Below are 16731 nucleotides of genomic sequence, written 5' to 3' on the forward strand. Positions count from 1 at the left end.
TCTTGCGGCCCATGCTTACACCAGGTAGATGGGCTTGCGCACGGCCTGTCCATTGCGCTGGGCCAGTTCGGCGTTGATGTCGTCAATGGCGCGGCGCAGCTGCGTCGTGTCGGCATTGAACTGCACGGAGCGCGCGCCCACGCCGTCGGTGCTGTGGCTAGCCTGCGTGGGGCCGGTCAGACGCGCATCGATGGCGGCCAGATAACTGTCGCGCCGGGCGGTGAGCTGTTCGGTGGTGAGGTGGCTGTAGAGACCCATGCGCCGATGGTCGGCGGGCAAGGCGGAACACTCCATGTGAAAGTTTCACAAAATTGCTTCCGCCCTATTGCGGGCTTATGCAGCAAGGACATCAACAATCATTTTGATAGCAGACAGTGGCCGAAGCGCTGCAATCTTATGCTTTACGCAACCTTCACCTCATAAAAACTCACCACGACCCATTGCAATCGCAACCAAAAAGGTTCAGAATAAAAACCGCTGATAGAATTAACTCCAGTTTGTAAGTCATATCAGCATCACTAGGAGTCCCCACATGGCAATCACAGAGTTCGGAAAGGCAGTTCGCAAGGCTCGAATTGATGCCGACGTAACTCTCGCATCGATGGCCGAAGAGCTTCAGACCACGCCAAGTTTTTTGAGCGCAATGGAAATGGGCCGAAAAAAAATACCCGATGCGTGGGTTTCAAGTATTGAAAGTTACTTCGTCCGCAGAGGCGTCAGCGTACGTTTGCGAGAGCTGGCAGATGTAGCCAACAAGTCCGTCAACCTTGACGGCTTAGACCCTGCTCAGCAAATGCTGGTTGCAGGTTTCGCCCGGGTAAACATGTCCGAGACAGAGCTAACCCACTTCCAACAGCTGCTTTCCACCATCAAGAAGAAAGAACCGTAATGGACATGCCACTGCACGAAGGCTTTCCCGTTGCGCCACGAAAACGGGTAGACATCAGAGAACTTGCGCAGCACGTTCGTAATGTGCTCCAGCTTCCTTCAGGACGATTGAACAGCCCTCGGCTGCTTGACACTCTGTCTGCTCATTTCGGCGTTCACTATGACATTTTTGACAAGCAGTCGGCTCCAGTACCAATGGAGGTTGAGGCTTGCTATGTGCCAGAGGACATGACGATCTACATCAGAGACAGCATCTTTGATCAGATGGCAAGGGGCGGTCAGCGTGCAGTTTTTACGATCGGACATGAGCTTGGACATGCGGTACTTGCACATAGGCGCACATACAACCGTCAACTAAAGGACACGCCGATCTACTGCAACAGCGAATGGCAAGCTAACACTTTTGCAGCGGAGTTCACGATGCCTTTGTTGGAGATCCAAAAGCGCTCATTGCGAACGCCTGAGGCAATCAGTACCTTCTTTGGAGTGTCCCCTGCCGCAGCTACTACTCGTCTAACAGATCTGCGAAAAAAAGGCGAGCTGTAAAGAAAAAGCTCCCAAAGTGGTACCAACACTTTGAGAGCCTTGGGGAAGGTGACAAGGGTATACCTCTCCACCTCACGTTTGTCTGTCGAGGACGCCGCGAGACTACCACTCCGGAACGTGTAGGGCAAGAAAAACCCTTCAACAACTTCTGCTAGCAAGTTGCTGGTGGAACACATCGTTTCGGAGGTCGGCCATGACATATAGCCGCACGAAGGACGTGCATGTGACCGCATACGTGCGTACCCGCAGGGGTCGCTTGGAATACGTGTGTGCGCACTGGCGCTCGTCCCCCGGTCAAGCTGAGCTGTTTTAAGCCCGCTTGAACCAGTAGTCTGCCCGGCTGAAAAGCTGGTGCCCGCCATTGCCTGGCGGGGTTGCTCCTGGGCACAACTCGGTGCTCAGGCAACTTGAACCTTAGCTTTAGGAGCCATCATCATGGCCAAAACACACCACGTAGTACCCGCCAAAGGCGGAGGTTGGAACGTCAAAGTGGGCGGTGGCGAACGTGCCATCAAGCACACCCCTACCAAGCAAGAAGCTGTAGGCGTAGCGCGCACGATCAGCCGCAACCAAGGCTCCGAGTTGCTCATCCACAACAAGGATGGACGAATTGCTCAAAAAGACAGCCATGGAGCAGATCCTCGGTCCATTAAAGGCTGAGCCAGTCTGATCTGAGCGGGGTTCGCCCCGCTCTGCTCCACCGGCCTCACACCGAGGTCATCTGAGTCTTACTTGAGTTCATCGTGGATAAACACACCGAAATCGCCCAAGAATTTCACAAACTGTTTGAAGGCAAAGACCTTTACCCCAAATTTGTCAGCTGGCAATGGATTGCCTGGTTAGTACTCGGCCCCATCTTTGCCATCTCTGCTGGGTATGCGGCGTACTGCATCGCCACCCAACAACCAGCACTCAAAGTTGTCTTGAGCGGCATTGGAATGATTGTTGCGGAACTGGCATTTCTCTCAGTCAACGCTGCAATTGACTCGTACAAAAACAAGCGTCAAGACGAACGCTTCAGCTTGAAGCCTCCAGACGTCAAGCTACAACTACAAGCCGCCAAGCGTCGAGAGCTTGAGCGATTGTTTGGACTCAGGAGCGCATCGTTCCTAACGGTAGCCAAAGAAATGTCCGAGTTGAAAGCTGCCAAAAAAGATTTTGCAGAACCTTCGATTGGCTTTTGGAGCAGTATCTTCCAATCCGATGCCAAACCACGATTGATCGCTATCACGCTTGGCGCCTGCGCAATCACCGCTGCACTGATCAACCGATCCATCGAAAGCACCGCAATCTTCGAATTGATCGAATCCGGCAACTTCTATGTGATCCTCAGTCTTTGCGTGTGGCTCGCCCTGATTGCTCATTTCTCCATTTATGGGGGACGAGTCGCATTTCAGGCGATTAGCGGAAAAGTTATGGAGTGGCTACTAAGGCTTGGCTGGAGCAAAACTGCAAACAAGATTGCATTGAACTACATGGCTCAAGCACTCGTAGAGCTGCATGAGCCGGCAAAAACCATACAACGCCCACTGAAGCCCTTCGATTCTTACAGGCGCCGACGAGCAAAGCTCTATTGAGCGTCGTTTATCAAAAAAGCCCCTGCCAGCCAACGCCAGCAGGGGCTTTTTCATTGCACCAAAGACTTCAAGCCAAATCTGCCTCTAGTGCTTATCTGTCAAGCGCTAGCAGCTATCAAAACCGATTACTTGAAGGTCATCATCAGCGTGCCGGGTGGCAGGCTGGTGGCGGACTTCTGATTGGGGTAGACAGGTTGGGTCACCAGCTTTTCGCGGTGCTGGACGCGTTGGGTCAGGCGCTGGGTGCAGGCCGTGGCCAGGGTGGCGAGCTGGGCGTCGGTGGCGGACAGGATCTCGCCGCTGGCGATGCGCTCGGGCAGCGCGTTGAAGGAGACGATCATCTGGTCGTCGGCTATGGGCTGGGCATGGGGCACGCTGGGCTGGCCTTCGCGGTCGTAGCCCAGGTTGAGCAGGTAGCGGGCGTGGCGCCAGTCGGTGTTGTCCGCAGCCATCACGGCGTCGAACACGGCCTGCGTGACCTGGGCTGCCGCCTGGGTGGCCAAGCGCTGGGCGAGCTGGATGCGCTGGGGGTCTTGCGCGGGCTTTTGCAACTCGGCCTCCATGCGGTTGAAGGCGGCGATATAGGCCAGCTTCCAGCGCAACGCCTCTTTGCCGGTAAAGCCCATGGCCAGCAGCATGAAGCCTTCGCGTGTCATGCGGAAAGCGGCATCCTGCCTAGTCGCCCCCCGCATATTGGCTGCACCTTCAATTCGGGTGTCAACGCTGGTCCGCGCAAAATTGCGCGCATCTGAATCTGGCAACTCGGCGATCAGGTTCTTGATGGCACGCATCACATCACGATGGCGCTTCTCAAAGAACCGAGCGACTTGAAGACTTGTGGTGGTAACGCTACCGTCGTGAATGGAAAGCTCAGGACGAGCAGCGACGACGGATGCAGAAGAACCGGTAGAGATGTCAGCCATGGTGAGGCTCCTGTTGATGGACTTTTGAGCCATCACCCTCCCGACCAAGAGAAGGTGGTGGACCGTGCAGGGTTGGTCGACCGGCAACAGGCACCGGCACACCCTCGCGGGTGTCCCCACACGGCCCACCGTAAAGCGGAGCCATGTGCGCGCAGACATGCTCATAAAAGCAAAAAGCCGCAGACCATCTTGTATGGCGCGGCTGCTGCGCCTGTTGTGCCGGGCGACCAAGCCCAGATCACGCTTACGGGCGTGATGAAGCGATTCTAGTCGATAACAGCTTGCAACGGAACATCTAAACAGTCACAGAGCACATAATATTCTTAAACGATAGAGGTGCATTAGTGCTTTTTCGAAAATCCATTATCAATTTTCGCTGTTCAACACCGCCCTTTGGAAAGCGTGTTGTCACGATATAGCACTCTCTAGCATGCTTTGAAAATTTATCCTTTGTAAATGAGATTGTTGACTTTAACTGAGAAATAGCTTTATCTACATTTTTCCCTTTTAATTCAACATACATCATTCTCAGATTATCTTCACTCTCAATCCCAATCATCCAATCACATCGTTCTCTATCATCTGTAACAAGACATTTATCAACCTGCAATTTTAGTATCCGAGATTTACTCTTATTAACCACGGTGAATTTGCATTTATTCTCTTCGACGACAACCAAGGGATCATTTGAATAAGAGCTGCATTTCTTGTAATCCATCTTATTCACCTCTAGCCAATAAATCGTGCATTACGCTCTCATAGTGATCCCCGATTTTATCAAGCATACCTGCCCCAACCAGGCGATAATCGTCATCGCAAATATTTACAGTGACCCCATTTTCAATGGAATAAGCGGCAACATCTTCATATCTTATTGGGATACCTGATCCGTTTATTGTTCTAAACTCTTCAATACTTATCAGACCTGCTCTAACCTTATCGCTAGCCAAAATAAAATTATTTATTGCCGATATAATATATGGGCTATGCGTTGTCATAAAGAAATTCAACTGAGTTGTGGCATACAGCTGAGAAATTATTGATACAACGTGTCCCTGAGAAGTTGGAAATAAATGCGCTTCAGGTTCTTCAATAAAGCACATTGCATCATCATCTTCGTTATTCATGATAGGCAACGAGTAGAGCGTGATGAGCATTGGTAGCGACTCTTGCTGCCCAGATGAGGCATTTGCCAAATTAATTCTTGAGCCTTGTTTCCCGATGATCCAATCCTGCTCATCAGAAAATTCGTAATCTCCAGCAATAATTTGCTCTATAACGCGATGAATGTCATTGGCATTTTTAGAATCCAGTCGCTTCTGCATAAAGTCAGATTTATACCAGCGTTTGGCATTTTCATAATCTTTACCAAATTCTTTCAAATATGGATCAATATCCAAATTAGATGCCAAAAACGAAAATATGTTTTTCTGCAAATTAGCAAAGAAAGAGCGAGATGCCGGAATAAAAAATCCATTCATAAAGAACGATGAATATTCACCTCGTCTTAGAGAATTAACTACGTTCTCATAGAAAATACCCTCTTCATAAAATACGCTCTTACGTCCAGCCTTCAATGAATTACTTTTTCTCCGCTCATCAAGTTTTTTCTGAAATATTTTCTTCTTTGCGACAAAAATTCTCGCCAAGTTATCCGAATAACGAATAGAGATGGTAGTTTTGTTTTGCTTGGAGCTTTTCCTACCAACTAAATTAAACTCAATATCCTCGAATTGATATTTGATATCAAAAGAAGTACCTTCCCAAGTATATCGAGGGAACCTCTCTTCAAATTCTTTAAGAATTTTATTATCGAGCTCTCGTTTTGATTTGTTCTCCTGAACTCCCTCTATAAAATCCAAGCCTAATGTTTTACAAAAGTTCAGTATCTTTGCAACAAGGCTTTTCCCATTGGCCTGAGGGCCAATAATAATATTAATTCTTTTAACGTCAATTTCTGCTTTTTTTATAATCAGAAAATTGTTTATAGTTAATTTCTCCACACGCTCCTCCAATGTAACTTTAGGTATCTTACACGATAGTGTTTATAAATTCCCATTCACCAGCGGATCAACGGAATGACATACTTTAAAAAGTAGGAATGCACTAACATCAAGCAACAACGACCTGAGGAAGCAAAGTAGCTATCGCTTGACTTCACAACAAGCACCTTGCGCGGTTCCAATCCCAAACTCCCTGCACTTGTTGCACTCTCTGCCGAGTTCTTTTACAGGCTCTCGTGCACTGTGCCCATTAGTGCTGAGGCCTGTCTCTTTTCCTACATCTCAGCAACCTGAGGCGTCTTTGATCGTCTGGCATTGACTCGTGAAGCACCCACTAAAATTTGCCTTACTCTCCGAGGACTCAAACCATACTTATTTGCCAGCTGGATAGCATTACACCCATCGAAGCTGGCGCGAATTTCCTCCACTACCCGTTTGCGATCAACAGCACGCTGCCCTGGTACATAAACCTGCACACCCCCCAACCGCGCCACATAACGGCGCACCAGCTCTTCCGTCAAATCCTCCACCCGCTCCACGCCATGGCATAGCGCGGCAGCGGCCAGTTCTTCGCGCAGCACGGCTATGGGGTCCAGCTTGTTGCTGGATACAGAGGTGGTGGTGGTTGCGTCTTTGTCGTTCATTGTTTTGATAGCTGGTTGCGCTTGCGGTGCCTGCGTTTGCATTGGTTTTTATCAATAAAGGCTGATGGGGCTGAAAAGCTCTTCGTCCGCCAACTGGCGCGACGGGCTGGGCCGTGCTGGCGCGCGTGGCGGTGCGGCTTCACCGCCCTGCGGTTGTGGCTGGGCGGCCTGGGCCGGGGCGGTGTTGAAGAGGTCTTGCGGGGGCTGCACGGTTTGCTCCAGCTGCAGCCAGCGGGCCTCTGGCCATTTGTGCACACCTAGGCACATGGCGGCATGCAGAGAATAATTTCGAGCGTCGAGCACCTCATTACGAGGCCTGCGCTTGACCCAGCGGTACATGTCCTTGCCATTGACCTTGATGAGCACGCGCTGCTCTGCGGTGAGCTGTTCGTACCATTCGCGCGGCAGCTTCTGGCTGGTGTGCACGTAGCCAGGGCCATATTTGTCGATGGCGAGCTGGCCCAGCAGCAAGTCTTTGGCGCTGTCAACGCCCACCAGCCAGAGCTTGATGCCGTGCGATATCTTGCGGCCGCGGTAGTTGACTTCTTGCAGGCTGCTGGGGCCGACGATGTTGCGGTTGTCGTTGTTGTCGCCCTTGATGGCGCGCAGGCCGGAAAGCTGCCCTTGCGCGCTGCGCACCCAGTTGTAGACGGCCTGGGTCTGGTCGGACGAGTCGATGCTGATGGCACTGAGCCCCAGGCTGCCGCCGTGCCAGGCCTGCACATAGCGCTGCTGCAGGTATTGGGTGACGGGCTCCCAGTCGGCCTCGCTGGCGGGGTTGCCCTGGATGACCTGGTGGGCAATGGCCCAGCTTTCCAGCCCACGCCCCCAGGCCCAGATGGCGATCTCCCACCGGTCGCGCTGCACGTCGACCCCGGCGGTAAGCAGCAGCGCGCCGGCGGGCACGCGGCCCAGGGGGTAGTCTTCGGCCCGGGCCTGCAGGGCGTGTTCGTCGCTGCTGTCGCCTTTGAGCTCCCAGGTTTCGCCCAGGGTTTCGTTGGTGAAGCCGGTCATGGGAGCCACGTCGCCCGCCTGCAGGGCGCGGTGGGCCTTTTCAAATTCATCGACGATGCTGACCCAGGTGCGCTGAGGGCTGTAGGCGGCCCAGACATGCACGCCCAGGGTGCGCGGCGGGCGGCAGGGCTGGCCCACAGCGTCGCGCCAGATGCGGTCTGCGCCGTAGCGGCGGCCGGTCTTTTTGCAGACCCAGGTGCCGGTGAGCGGCCAGCCGCCGGGCAGGTAGTCGGCCTGGGTGATGCTCTGCAGGCAGTGGGGGCAGACGTGGCGCACGCTGGCGGGTTGGCCTTTGACCCATTTGAAGCCGTAGGGCAGCTCTTTGCTGCCCCAGACGAGCGGGTGCTCCGCGCTGCAGCGTGGGCATTCGATGTGGTACTGGACGTAGGCGTCGGATTCTTCGCAGGCGCGCTCCACATGGCACATGCCTTTGACGCGGGGCGTGCTGCCGCCGACGAACTTGGGGTAAGGCGCGCCTTCCAGCCGGCCCTTGGCCAGGCTGCCGGGGTCGCCGGATTTTTCGATGCTCTGGTCGAAGGCGCTCCATTCGTCGAGGATGGAGACGGCCACGGTGATGCGGCGGTAGGCCCGCGCAGCCTTGCCGCCCAGCAGGTGCAGCACGCTGTCGCGGAAGGGCTTGTATTTGATGGTGTCTTCCACCCCTTTGCCCTGGCGGCGCGCGGCCTGCACAGCAACCACGCCGTCGAGCACGGGCTCGATCTCGCTCTTGACGTAGCTGTCGCGGTCGTCGTCGGTGGGCTGCCACAGCGCCTGTTTGCGGCGGCGGTGGGCGATGTTGTAGGCGACGAAGGCGGTGATCATTTTGGTATAGCCCACGCGCTTGCTCTTCTTGACGGCCAGCTCTTCGATGCGGTCGTCGCTCATGAAGTCGAGAATGCCGAGCTGAAAGGGCCAGCCGACCCAGCCGCCCTTCTGGTGGCTGGATTCGCCCGCCAGCAGAAAGTGCTCTGCCGCCCATTCGCTAAGGGTTTGCGGCGCATCGGCCCGCAGGCTGGACAGGCCCAGCGCGGCGGCGGCCTGGATGGCGGCCATGGCTTCAGGGCTGAGGGGTGCGCTCATGCGGCGTCGCCCTCCTCGCCGCTGCCTGCTCTGATATCCAATGCGGCGGTCTCGTCTGCGTCGAGCAGCGCCATGGCTTCAACCTCTTTGTTGACCAGCTGGGAGGTGGAGCGGATCCATTCGTTGCGCGCGTCGGCCATGATGCGCAGAACGATCAGCAGCACCTCTTGCGGCAGGTCCGGGCAGGCCTTGCGCACCTGGCCTTCGAACTGGTCCATGCGATCGACGATGGCGGAGCTGGCCAGCCCGAGCACGTCCGCCAGGATGCCGATGGGCGCGTACTCGCCACGGGCGACTGCGTTCTTCAGCTCCTGCGCCTCGCGCTGGGCCTTGGCCAGGCCGGCGCGTTCCTGGACAAGGTCGAGGCCGCCCAGCTCGCCGCTCATGCGTCCGGCCGCCACTTCACGCAGGCGGTTGCAGTAGGCGCTGAGCAGCTCGGCCCAGGTGCCGCCGGTGGGCAGCTTGCCATCCGCCATGAGGGCGCTGACGTTCTGCTGAGACACTCCGATAACGCTAGCAAACTCCGCTTGCGTGGGGCGGGCTTCAAGCTCAATCATCCTCACAATACAACCCCCTTAGGAAACCCACGAAACAGTCCGACAACGCGGCTCGAATTACCCGCTTCAGAGGCCCGCCGGAAGGACCCGCGACCCTCACCCTGCCTATTTTTTGTGCAGTGCATCAAACCTTCACCTCCAGGCCCAGGGCCATGCGTGCGGACTTGCCGGCGTAGTACGAGATGCTGGTGTCGCCACCCTCCATGCGGGCCACGATGCGGCGTGCCCAATCCTTGCCGTCGTTGCGCTCCTGCAGGTTGACCTTCACAGGCGGAGCGGCCACGGGTGCAGGCAAGGCAGGCAGGCCCTGCTGCTGGGCATAGGTCTGGCGCGGCATGACTGCATCGCACATCTGCTCGAACTGCGGCAGGTTGGGCGGGAAGTCGGGGTGCTCTGCAGCCAGGCGGGCGGCCGCGGCCTCCAGCACGTCGGCAGGAAAGCGACCCAGGCGCGCCTGCCAGACGTTCATGGCCGCGCGGATGCCCTTGTCGTGACCCTGGCCGTCCTTCAGCCCGGTGGCGAACTTGCTGAGGAACAGGCTGCCGTAGCTGCCCTGCAGCAGCACGAAGAGCTTTCGCACCGCAGGGCCGGCCCGCAGCCCGTCTGCCGGATCCGCAGCTCGTGCCTGCGCTTGCTGGATCGCTTCAGCCGTCAACGTCGCCACGTCATGCATCCCACACCCCGTCGAAGATCGTTGCTGCCGCAGCTGCGTGCTTGTTCGCGTTGAACGCCGGCGCACGACCACCTGCCGGTGCTGCAGCAGGCCTGAGCCATGCGGCCTGCAGCCCTTGCGAGCCGCGTATGCACCACAGCTGCAGAAAGGCCTCCAGCGTCATGCCGGCCTTTGCTGCCTCGGCCTTGGCGCCCTTCAGCACGGTCTCCGTCACCGGTGCCCGTTTGACCTTGCGCAGCTGCAGCCAGTCGGCCCAGGTCTGGTCTGTCACGTCCTCCGGTTGGGCAACAGGTCCTGCGCGCTCAAGCGCAGGTGTGTTGGTTCTTTGATGGTTCCTATGACGGTTCAATGATGATTTGGGTGCGCCTGGTTCACCCCTGGGGTGCGCCTGGTGCGGGGGTGCAGGTGCGCCTGGTTCACCACCTGGTGCGCCTGGTGCGGGGGGTGCGCTATCTGCGGGGGGTGCGCCATCTGCACCACCTGCCTTGCTCCGGCGGCGACCGGCAGGTGCTTTGGTCGGGTCGAAACTGCCCGGCGTGATGGTGTAGCTGGTACTGGCATTCAGGCGATATTCCCGAAAGACCAGACCGACCTTCTGCAGCCAGGACAGCGCCTCTTGCACGGCCCGCTCCGACAGGCAGGTGCGCCTGGCAATGGTGCCGACACCGGGCCAGCACACGCCGTCGTCGTTCGACTGGTCTGCCAGCGATATCAGAACCGCCTTTTGCGCAGCAGACATGCCCTGCAGCGGCCAGCAGGCCGACATGATGATGGTGCTCATACTTCTCTCCCGATCAGGCCAAGGCCGTTTGTCGCGCCTTGCAGCGCACAGGCATCACGTCACGCTGGCGCGGCGACAGGCTGCAGCGGCGCGCAGTGCCCTCCTCCAGCCGTCCGGCAGCCAGCAGGGCATTGACGGTGCTGGCCACGCTGCACAGCTCCAGCCACTCGCCCGTCTGGGCGTTGTGGTAATCGCGCAGCTCGCGCCGGCTCATGTCGCGCACGCCTTGCTGGTGGGCATGACGCAGCGACTCGTACAGGCGCTCGTGCAAGCGGCGGCGCGTTTCGTTGCCCAGAGCGGCAAACGCCTCGGCGCTGGTGTCGCGCCCGGTCACTACGGATTGGGGTTGCTGCATGGTCAAACCTCCTGATATCTGCACGGGCGGCTGCGCGCCCGCGCTCAAAGTCGTTGCTGGGTTCATGGAAGTCATACGCCTGCGGCCTCGCGCAAGCGGTAGCGGATACGGCGCTCCAGATAGGCCGTGGCGTCGGCACGCTTGGCCACCTTGTCCATGTCAAAGCGCGGCAGGTAGCCACGCCCTGGCCGTACAAACATCAGCACCGGGCGCACATCGGCACCGCCCGTGCCGCTGGCCGCCCAGATGCCCGGGGCCAGGTGCGACGTGCGCTCGTCCTGCTCGCCCTTCTGGGTGATGCGAGGCCCGCCGCGTGTCTTGCCATAGGTCACGAAATAGCGCCGGCCCGCCTGCTTCTTGGTGCCGCGGTGCACGCGCAGATAGCCTTTGGCGCTCATATTCGCCTTGTAGCCCTGCTCGCCAAACGCCTGGAAGTAGCTGATCAGCTGCACCAGAAACGGCCCGCGCAAATTGCCCTTGCCGTCATCGCTGCCGGGGTACGGGCCGCCTCTGGCCTCATCGGGAATCGCCGTCTGATAGCCGGCAGGCAGGATGCCCGCACGCTTGAGTGCCACCTCGCTGCGCTTGTCGCGCCGGCGGCCGCCCCAGGTCTGGGCATCCAGAATCTTTTGCGGATCGATCCCCTTGCCGCCCATATAGGTCGGCTCGATCGTCACGCTCAGCTTGGCGGCCGTGGCCATACGCACAAACGGGCTGCGCAGGATGTAATCCGTAGGCCGGTCGAACACGGCGCGCATCTCGTCCTGCATAGCGCGGCGGATCTCAAAGCCCGTATCGTTCAGCGCCTTGGCATAGGCCTTGGCGGCCTGTGCGCCCGTCAGGCCGTGGATCTGCCGCAGCAGCTCCGCTTGGTTCAGCACCCGCGCGCTCAGCTGGATATGCATATCAGCCCTCCTCCACCGGCGCCGGCACGCGCGCTGCCGCCGTGGCCAGCAGCTGGTTCAAGGCAGATATCAGCTCGTTGTAGCGGTACTGCAGCCGCTTGATCTCGTTGCGGCTCACCATGGCCTTGCCGCCACGAAAGGCGTCCGCCGCTGCGGATGTGAACTCGCCCACCTCCTGCTGCAAGGCCACAAACGCCTCCACCGGGTCGCCCGCGGCCTGGTCCGGCAACGCAGGCACGCAGGTGTAGCCCAGGGCTGCTGCCATGGCATGCAGAATTGCCGGGTTGCCCGACATCACCTGCAGCGCCACAGACTCGCGCAGCGTCAGGTGGTGCGTCGTGTTGTTCGGGTTCAGCTTGTTTTGCAGCGTATTGGCGCTCACGCCCATGCGCTCGGCCAGCACGCGCACGCCGCCGGGGTGGTTGTGCGCGATCAGGTAAGCCGCATCCGTCACATCGGCCGGCATCCGCATGTCGTTTGGGCGGCCTGCTTCGCCATTGTTTGCGTGGGGAGGGAAAGAGACACTGCTTCTCATGACCACACCTCACTTCTCAGGCGCATCGCTGACGGCCGCTGCACAGACAGCCAAGCAGACCCCCATCGCCCCCACACCCGAGTGGGCCCACGCCATGGAGCTGCTGCTGCAGCAAATCGTCTTCGTCCTCGACGTCGAAGGCCGCGACAGCTTCACCACCCGCAAAGTCGCCCGCTGGAACAACCAGTGCATCCACGAAATGCTGCGCACCGGCAGCGTGCCCCTGCCCGTGATCGAAGAGCTGCAGCGCGTGGCGGTGCGGGTGCTGACGTGAGCGTTAGTATGGGAAGCACAATCCAAAGCCCGAGGGAGAACAGAGTGACGGACCACACTCCACATCAGTGCATCAATCATTCGCCGCCTTTGCATGCGTGACCCAGGAGCGCCTCCTCGATGCAGGCATCTCTATGCCGATAAATGGCTGCTGCAAGCCCCTCCTCCCAGGACTGCCCGCTATCGATATCAGTCACGCGGATGGCCAGCTCGACGATCAATGCATCTGTCTCCGCCCGGGTCAACATGCGTCGCATCGTTCGCCTTCCAGACCGCAAGGTCAGCTGCAGATAACCGCCGCGAATGCGATCCACAACCCAGTTTTCGACCAGTACGCCTTCCTGCTGTCTCTGTGCCCGCCATCGACGGACCAATGACTCCCGGCTCCAGCGCATCTCTGGCAAAGAAAGGTGCATCCTGGGCAACTTGCGGCGCCGGCGAAAGATGCGCTTAGCCATGAGCAGCCTCCTTGCCAGACTGAGACTGCGAGCTAAGCTGTAGCCACACCAGCGAGCGAACCACCACCGAAACCAACACTTCCACGGCTGCTAGACCATGAACATGCCCAATGTCATTCACCCAACGACCTACCGCCTGGGTGAGATACATCTCCGCATAGCGAGCTATTTCCCACTGACCGAGCCTCAAGCACGTGCTATTGCTATGCATTCGTATCGCTCCCGCAAATGGAAGAAAGCTGATGCCAAGAAGACCCACACCATCCTGTGGACGGGAGATCAGTCAGCTGCGGCGATGTTTGGTTAAGCAGCTCGACCAGCGTCCTAACGTCGCGCGCATCGAGCTCACGGCTCAATGAACGGCGGCCGGCATACAAAGTCAGCTCCACCGCACCGGCTTCGCCGGCGGAAACCATGAAAGCCAATGCGCGACGTGGCGCGAGCTTGCGACGACGGCGAGAGATGCACTTAGCCATTCGCAGCCTCCTGACCGGATTGAGGCTGTGAAGCCAGCTCGGGCCAGAACTGCAATCGAAATACCGTGGGGAACGCCACCTTCACTGCAGCCGGAATCCCGCGCTTTTTCCAGTTGCATACACGACGCACACCTTTTGCCCCAGGGAGGCCGAGAAGCCGGGCAAATTTCGCCGGGCCTCCATGGTGAGCAATGAGTTCGATATCGGTCATCACCCAATGCTACACATTGAGTGTATTTTTATCAATCCTTTTGTGTAGCCACAGATTGTGTAATTCCAGAACAATCCGCCTATGTCAAAAGAGAAGCACCCAACCTTCGAACGCTTGCTCAGCGCAGCACGCGAAGTCAATGCAGAAATCAGCGGCCCACAGAAGCTCGCAGATGCTATGAACGAGTCCGCCCAGACTGTCACCAACTGGGGCACTCGCGGCGTTTCCGCCAAGGCGGCGGCCAAGGCTCAGAGTCTGCTTGGGGTTTCATCCACCTACATTCTGGAAGGCTCCGGCCCTCGCTTTGTCCGGGCAGCTTTGAGCGATAACCTAGCGGAGGTTTTGCCAGCCACCGAACCTCGCGACCTAATTCGAATTCCCCTTCTAGCCAATAGCGGCAGCATGGGCAAAGGTAATGACACGCTCGATGCGGACTATGTGGTGGGCGATCTGGCACTGTCCGCACACTGGATCAACCAGCACATCAAGCCGGGAAATATCCGGGAGCTGAAGTTCATTCACGCCCAAGGCGAAAGCATGTCGCCCACCTTCAGCGACGGCGATGTGCTGCTGGTTGATGTAGGCTCGCGCGACCCTGCCAGCCATGAAGGCGTCTATGTACTCGATGTGCACGGCCAGACCTATATCAAGCGCGTTCGTATGCGCATGAGCGGCTCGCTAGAGGTGAGTTCGGACAACCCCAACATCAAGACCGTGGACGAACTGAACGGCGATCACCAGGTTCGCGTGCTGGGCCGTGTGGTCTGGGCGTGGAACGGGCAGAAGCTGTAAATCAACCACCTGAACAGCAAAGCAACTGCCTTGGCCAACAGAGTTTCAGTTCTCAGCCAGAAGGCCATATTCAATCATCAGTTACCTGCATCCGTCACAAACAACGATATTATTCTTTCAATTTACCTAAAAATTAATTATCCACTCACACCTATATCACTGGGGCCTGAGTCATTATTATCCTAGCGTCAACCGATATTTAGTTGCCGCCAAATCTAGTTGGACCTCTATGAGCCTATGCCGCGAATGCAAGCAGCCCATTAATTCTGGCGCAACGCGTTGCCATCACTGTACCGCACATCAAAACTGGTTTCGATTCCTTAACAATGGAACGTTAATAGTTAGCCTAGTTTTAGCACTACTATCCATAATTGCTGCGCAACCAGTCGTTAATTTTTTTGATTCAAAAAAAGCAGAAATAACCATCTCAATTCTTGAGGGAAACCACCTACACACAGTCTTCATGGTGTCCAACACTGGCAGCCGTCCCGCTGGATTGCAGCGAGTCACGATAGATAAAAAAACAAAGGAGGGCTCTCGCACATGGTATCTACAAAGCGATCTCGATAAAAAATTACTTGAACCAGGAAAAGCATACGTTCTAGATGCATCCAACGGCTCGGCAATTCCTGCCCCCATACCTCACGAAATAAACGCAGTTCTGTATGGAAGAGATATCAGCCCTGAAACATGCAATCTCGCCCTCGAGTTTGTTCAAATGAATGGAATAAAGGTATTTCAGTCAATAGAATTCTCGTGCTTTCCCGTTGATAACAACCTTAAAGATCCACTCTCAGATTCCCAAGACCACTCCAACCATTCCACCGAATCTACCGAAAATAGCGCGAAAGTCCTGTGAAACCAGACTTTAAGCTCATGGAGATTTTTACTTGATCGATGCTTTCATTAAACACCCCTTCGTTAGACTCTTTAGCCTATGTGCTGCGGTAGCCGTCGGAACTTGGGCTGTTAGCCACAACCTACTCATCGTTCCTCGGAACGAGGAAATTACCCGCTTGAAGGAGCAACTCCAAGTTCACAAAACACTATCGGCGCCTTCACCGATCGTTCTTCCAGAAACTGGGGTCAATTCTGGTAACTCTGTTACCACATCAGATGGACTGTGCACAGTTCACGTCCTCTCTACTACAAACGCCAATGCATCCCTTCGTGTGACTGTCGGCTCCGGACCACCTCAGTCTTTCACTGCTGCAAAGATTGGCGAGAGAATTGTCGTCCATGGGACTAATGCCAGTTATTACATAGATCTCCTGCGTTCTCGCGGCAACATCACAGACCTAACTATCAGCAAGCATTCTGAGAGCTGATATCTTATCCAAGCCAACCAGCTGCCAGCGATCAGCTCATCTCTTGCTCGCAAGCGAATCGCCCGCAATAAGTCAATGCAAGGCCTTACCCCAAGCCCGCAACAGCGGGCTTTTTTACGCCCAACTCACTCAAACTACACAAAAAAATCGCACGAATACACAAAACGTGTTGACATTGATTTACACAATTGGTGTAATTCATCCATCGCAGCAACCGCCACCACACAACCAAGCCCCGTCAACACAGGGCTACAGCCATCAACGCCAACGCGAACTGGCTTCAGGGGTAAAGCAGATTGCAGACGCGATGGGCGCCACGGCATCGGCCGGGTCAGGCCCGGTCTTTCAAAAGTCGCCTGCCCATGTCGTTCGCTCCACCCACGCAGAGCGTCCCCGGGCACCATCGCATCAGCGGGCATGGCCGCTGCTCTGCGCGGCATCCCTGCCGTATCCAGCCGCCAAAGGGCGTACACGGTCAAAAGGGTGAGGCGAATGCGGCCAAGAGCAACAACGGCAACGCCGGTTGGAATCCCGGCACCGCCCACCCCGAGCGCATCGGGGCCAAACCAGAGCGCCTTGCACCAGGGCGCTGCGGTTTGAACGGTTTTCGCCGAGCCAGGGGCCTCTCCTCCCTCCACTTCACTTCCTCTGGCATGCCTGCAATGGCATCGGCTCTTTCTGCACGGTCTGCGCCAGTCGATAGCTGCAGTCG

22 protein-coding genes are annotated in these 16731 nt (G+C 56.8%); 8 read left to right on the forward strand and 14 right to left on the reverse strand.

The window, feature by feature from the left end; all coding sequences use genetic code 11:
- Nucleotides 1-15: 15 nt before the first annotated feature.
- Nucleotides 16-279 carry a hypothetical protein gene (locus DJFAAGMI_RS07210; RefSeq protein ID WP_245633444.1) on the reverse strand — a complete coding sequence of 88 codons (264 nt, stop codon included), beginning with the start codon at nucleotides 277-279 and terminating at the stop codon, nucleotides 16-18.
- 253 nt (nucleotides 280-532) lie between these two features.
- On the opposite strand from DJFAAGMI_RS07210, the gene DJFAAGMI_RS07215 reads away from it, so the two are divergent.
- From DJFAAGMI_RS07215 to DJFAAGMI_RS07230, 4 genes are all read left to right on the forward strand, one after another.
- Nucleotides 533-889, forward strand: a complete 357-nt coding sequence (locus tag DJFAAGMI_RS07215) for a helix-turn-helix domain-containing protein (protein WP_211456505.1) — start codon at nucleotides 533-535, stop codon at nucleotides 887-889.
- On the forward strand, nucleotides 889-1434 hold the full coding sequence (locus DJFAAGMI_RS07220; protein WP_211456506.1) for an ImmA/IrrE family metallo-endopeptidase: 546 nt from the start codon (nucleotides 889-891) through the stop codon (nucleotides 1432-1434). Before DJFAAGMI_RS07215 ends, DJFAAGMI_RS07220 begins: the two co-directional genes overlap by 1 nt.
- A 435-nt stretch (nucleotides 1435-1869) precedes the next feature.
- Nucleotides 1870-2094: a DUF2188 domain-containing protein gene (locus DJFAAGMI_RS07225; protein ID WP_211456507.1), complete on the forward strand. Its 225-nt coding sequence runs from the start codon at nucleotides 1870-1872 to the stop codon at nucleotides 2092-2094.
- An 83-nt stretch (nucleotides 2095-2177) separates the two neighbouring features.
- Nucleotides 2178-3011, forward strand: coding sequence for a hypothetical protein (locus tag DJFAAGMI_RS07230; RefSeq protein WP_211456508.1), 834 nt, complete (start codon nucleotides 2178-2180; stop codon nucleotides 3009-3011).
- Nucleotides 3012-3136: 125 nt separating this feature from the next.
- Here the strand turns inward: DJFAAGMI_RS07230 and DJFAAGMI_RS07235 are convergent, their stop codons facing one another.
- From DJFAAGMI_RS07235 to DJFAAGMI_RS07285, 11 genes are all read right to left on the reverse strand, one after another.
- The gene (locus tag DJFAAGMI_RS07235) at nucleotides 3137-3934 is read right to left on the reverse strand and encodes a Rha family transcriptional regulator (protein WP_211456509.1); all 798 of its coding nucleotides are present in this window, start codon (nucleotides 3932-3934) and stop codon (nucleotides 3137-3139) included.
- A 295-nt stretch (nucleotides 3935-4229) separates the two neighbouring features.
- The gene (locus DJFAAGMI_RS07240; protein WP_211456510.1) at nucleotides 4230-4652 is read right to left on the reverse strand and encodes a hypothetical protein; all 423 of its coding nucleotides are present in this window, start codon (nucleotides 4650-4652) and stop codon (nucleotides 4230-4232) included.
- Nucleotide 4653: 1 nt separating this feature from the next.
- Nucleotides 4654-5937, reverse strand: coding sequence for an AAA family ATPase (locus DJFAAGMI_RS07245; protein WP_211456511.1), 1284 nt, complete (start codon nucleotides 5935-5937; stop codon nucleotides 4654-4656).
- A gap of 275 nt (nucleotides 5938-6212) precedes the next feature.
- A complete protein-coding gene (locus tag DJFAAGMI_RS07250) occupies nucleotides 6213-6623 on the reverse strand; it encodes a Mor transcription activator family protein (protein WP_211456512.1) in 411 nt (136 codons plus the stop codon).
- Nucleotides 6624-6632: 9 nt separating this feature from the next.
- Nucleotides 6633-8675 carry a phage terminase large subunit family protein gene (locus DJFAAGMI_RS07255; protein ID WP_211456513.1) on the reverse strand — a complete coding sequence of 681 codons (2043 nt, stop codon included), beginning with the start codon at nucleotides 8673-8675 and terminating at the stop codon, nucleotides 6633-6635.
- Complete coding sequence (locus tag DJFAAGMI_RS07260; protein WP_349305221.1) at nucleotides 8672-9178, reverse strand: hypothetical protein; 507 nt, start codon at nucleotides 9176-9178, stop codon at nucleotides 8672-8674. The genes DJFAAGMI_RS07255 and DJFAAGMI_RS07260 overlap by 4 nt, the downstream gene beginning before the upstream one ends.
- A gap of 178 nt (nucleotides 9179-9356) precedes the next feature.
- Nucleotides 9357-9905: a hypothetical protein gene (locus DJFAAGMI_RS07265; protein ID WP_211456514.1), complete on the reverse strand. Its 549-nt coding sequence runs from the start codon at nucleotides 9903-9905 to the stop codon at nucleotides 9357-9359.
- A complete protein-coding gene (locus DJFAAGMI_RS07270; protein WP_211456515.1) occupies nucleotides 9898-10686 on the reverse strand; it encodes a helix-turn-helix domain-containing protein in 789 nt (262 codons plus the stop codon). Before DJFAAGMI_RS07270 ends, DJFAAGMI_RS07265 begins: the two co-directional genes overlap by 8 nt.
- A gap of 13 nt (nucleotides 10687-10699) precedes the next feature.
- Nucleotides 10700-11041, reverse strand: a complete 342-nt coding sequence (locus DJFAAGMI_RS07275; RefSeq protein WP_167002296.1) for a hypothetical protein — start codon at nucleotides 11039-11041, stop codon at nucleotides 10700-10702.
- A 71-nt stretch (nucleotides 11042-11112) separates the two neighbouring features.
- Nucleotides 11113-11946 (reverse strand): hypothetical protein, encoded by an 834-nt coding sequence (locus DJFAAGMI_RS07280; protein WP_211456516.1) that lies wholly within the window; start codon nucleotides 11944-11946, stop codon nucleotides 11113-11115.
- A gap of 1 nt (nucleotide 11947) precedes the next feature.
- Nucleotides 11948-12418, reverse strand: coding sequence for a phage regulatory CII family protein (locus tag DJFAAGMI_RS07285; protein WP_087864709.1), 471 nt, complete (start codon nucleotides 12416-12418; stop codon nucleotides 11948-11950).
- Nucleotides 12419-12479: 61 nt separating this feature from the next.
- Here DJFAAGMI_RS07285 and DJFAAGMI_RS07290 point away from each other — a divergent pair, with 61 nt between their 5' ends.
- Nucleotides 12480-12755 (forward strand): hypothetical protein, encoded by a 276-nt coding sequence (locus DJFAAGMI_RS07290; protein WP_087082940.1) that lies wholly within the window; start codon nucleotides 12480-12482, stop codon nucleotides 12753-12755.
- Between the two features lie 76 nt (nucleotides 12756-12831).
- On the opposite strand, the gene DJFAAGMI_RS07295 is transcribed toward DJFAAGMI_RS07290, so the two are convergent.
- Nucleotides 12832-13212: a hypothetical protein gene (locus DJFAAGMI_RS07295; RefSeq protein ID WP_211456517.1), complete on the reverse strand. Its 381-nt coding sequence runs from the start codon at nucleotides 13210-13212 to the stop codon at nucleotides 12832-12834.
- Between the two features lie 97 nt (nucleotides 13213-13309).
- Here DJFAAGMI_RS07295 and DJFAAGMI_RS07300 point away from each other — a divergent pair, with 97 nt between their 5' ends.
- The gene (locus tag DJFAAGMI_RS07300) at nucleotides 13310-13519 is read left to right on the forward strand and encodes a hypothetical protein (RefSeq protein WP_211456518.1); all 210 of its coding nucleotides are present in this window, start codon (nucleotides 13310-13312) and stop codon (nucleotides 13517-13519) included.
- Between the two features lie 161 nt (nucleotides 13520-13680).
- On the opposite strand, the gene DJFAAGMI_RS07305 is transcribed toward DJFAAGMI_RS07300, so the two are convergent.
- Nucleotides 13681-13899 carry a hypothetical protein gene (locus DJFAAGMI_RS07305; protein WP_211456519.1) on the reverse strand — a complete coding sequence of 73 codons (219 nt, stop codon included), beginning with the start codon at nucleotides 13897-13899 and terminating at the stop codon, nucleotides 13681-13683.
- A 402-nt stretch (nucleotides 13900-14301) separates the two neighbouring features.
- Here DJFAAGMI_RS07305 and DJFAAGMI_RS25020 point away from each other — a divergent pair, with 402 nt between their 5' ends.
- Nucleotides 14302-14691, forward strand: a complete 390-nt coding sequence (locus tag DJFAAGMI_RS25020; RefSeq protein ID WP_249333893.1) for a S24 family peptidase — start codon at nucleotides 14302-14304, stop codon at nucleotides 14689-14691.
- 463 nt (nucleotides 14692-15154) lie between these two features.
- Complete coding sequence (locus DJFAAGMI_RS07315) at nucleotides 15155-15550, forward strand: hypothetical protein (protein WP_211456520.1); 396 nt, start codon at nucleotides 15155-15157, stop codon at nucleotides 15548-15550.
- Nucleotides 15551-16731: the final 1181 nt, after the last annotated feature.

The sequence above is a fragment of the Comamonas brasiliensis genome (assembly GCF_018292285.1).
Taxonomy (GTDB): Bacteria; Pseudomonadota; Gammaproteobacteria; order Burkholderiales; family Burkholderiaceae_C; genus Comamonas; species Comamonas brasiliensis.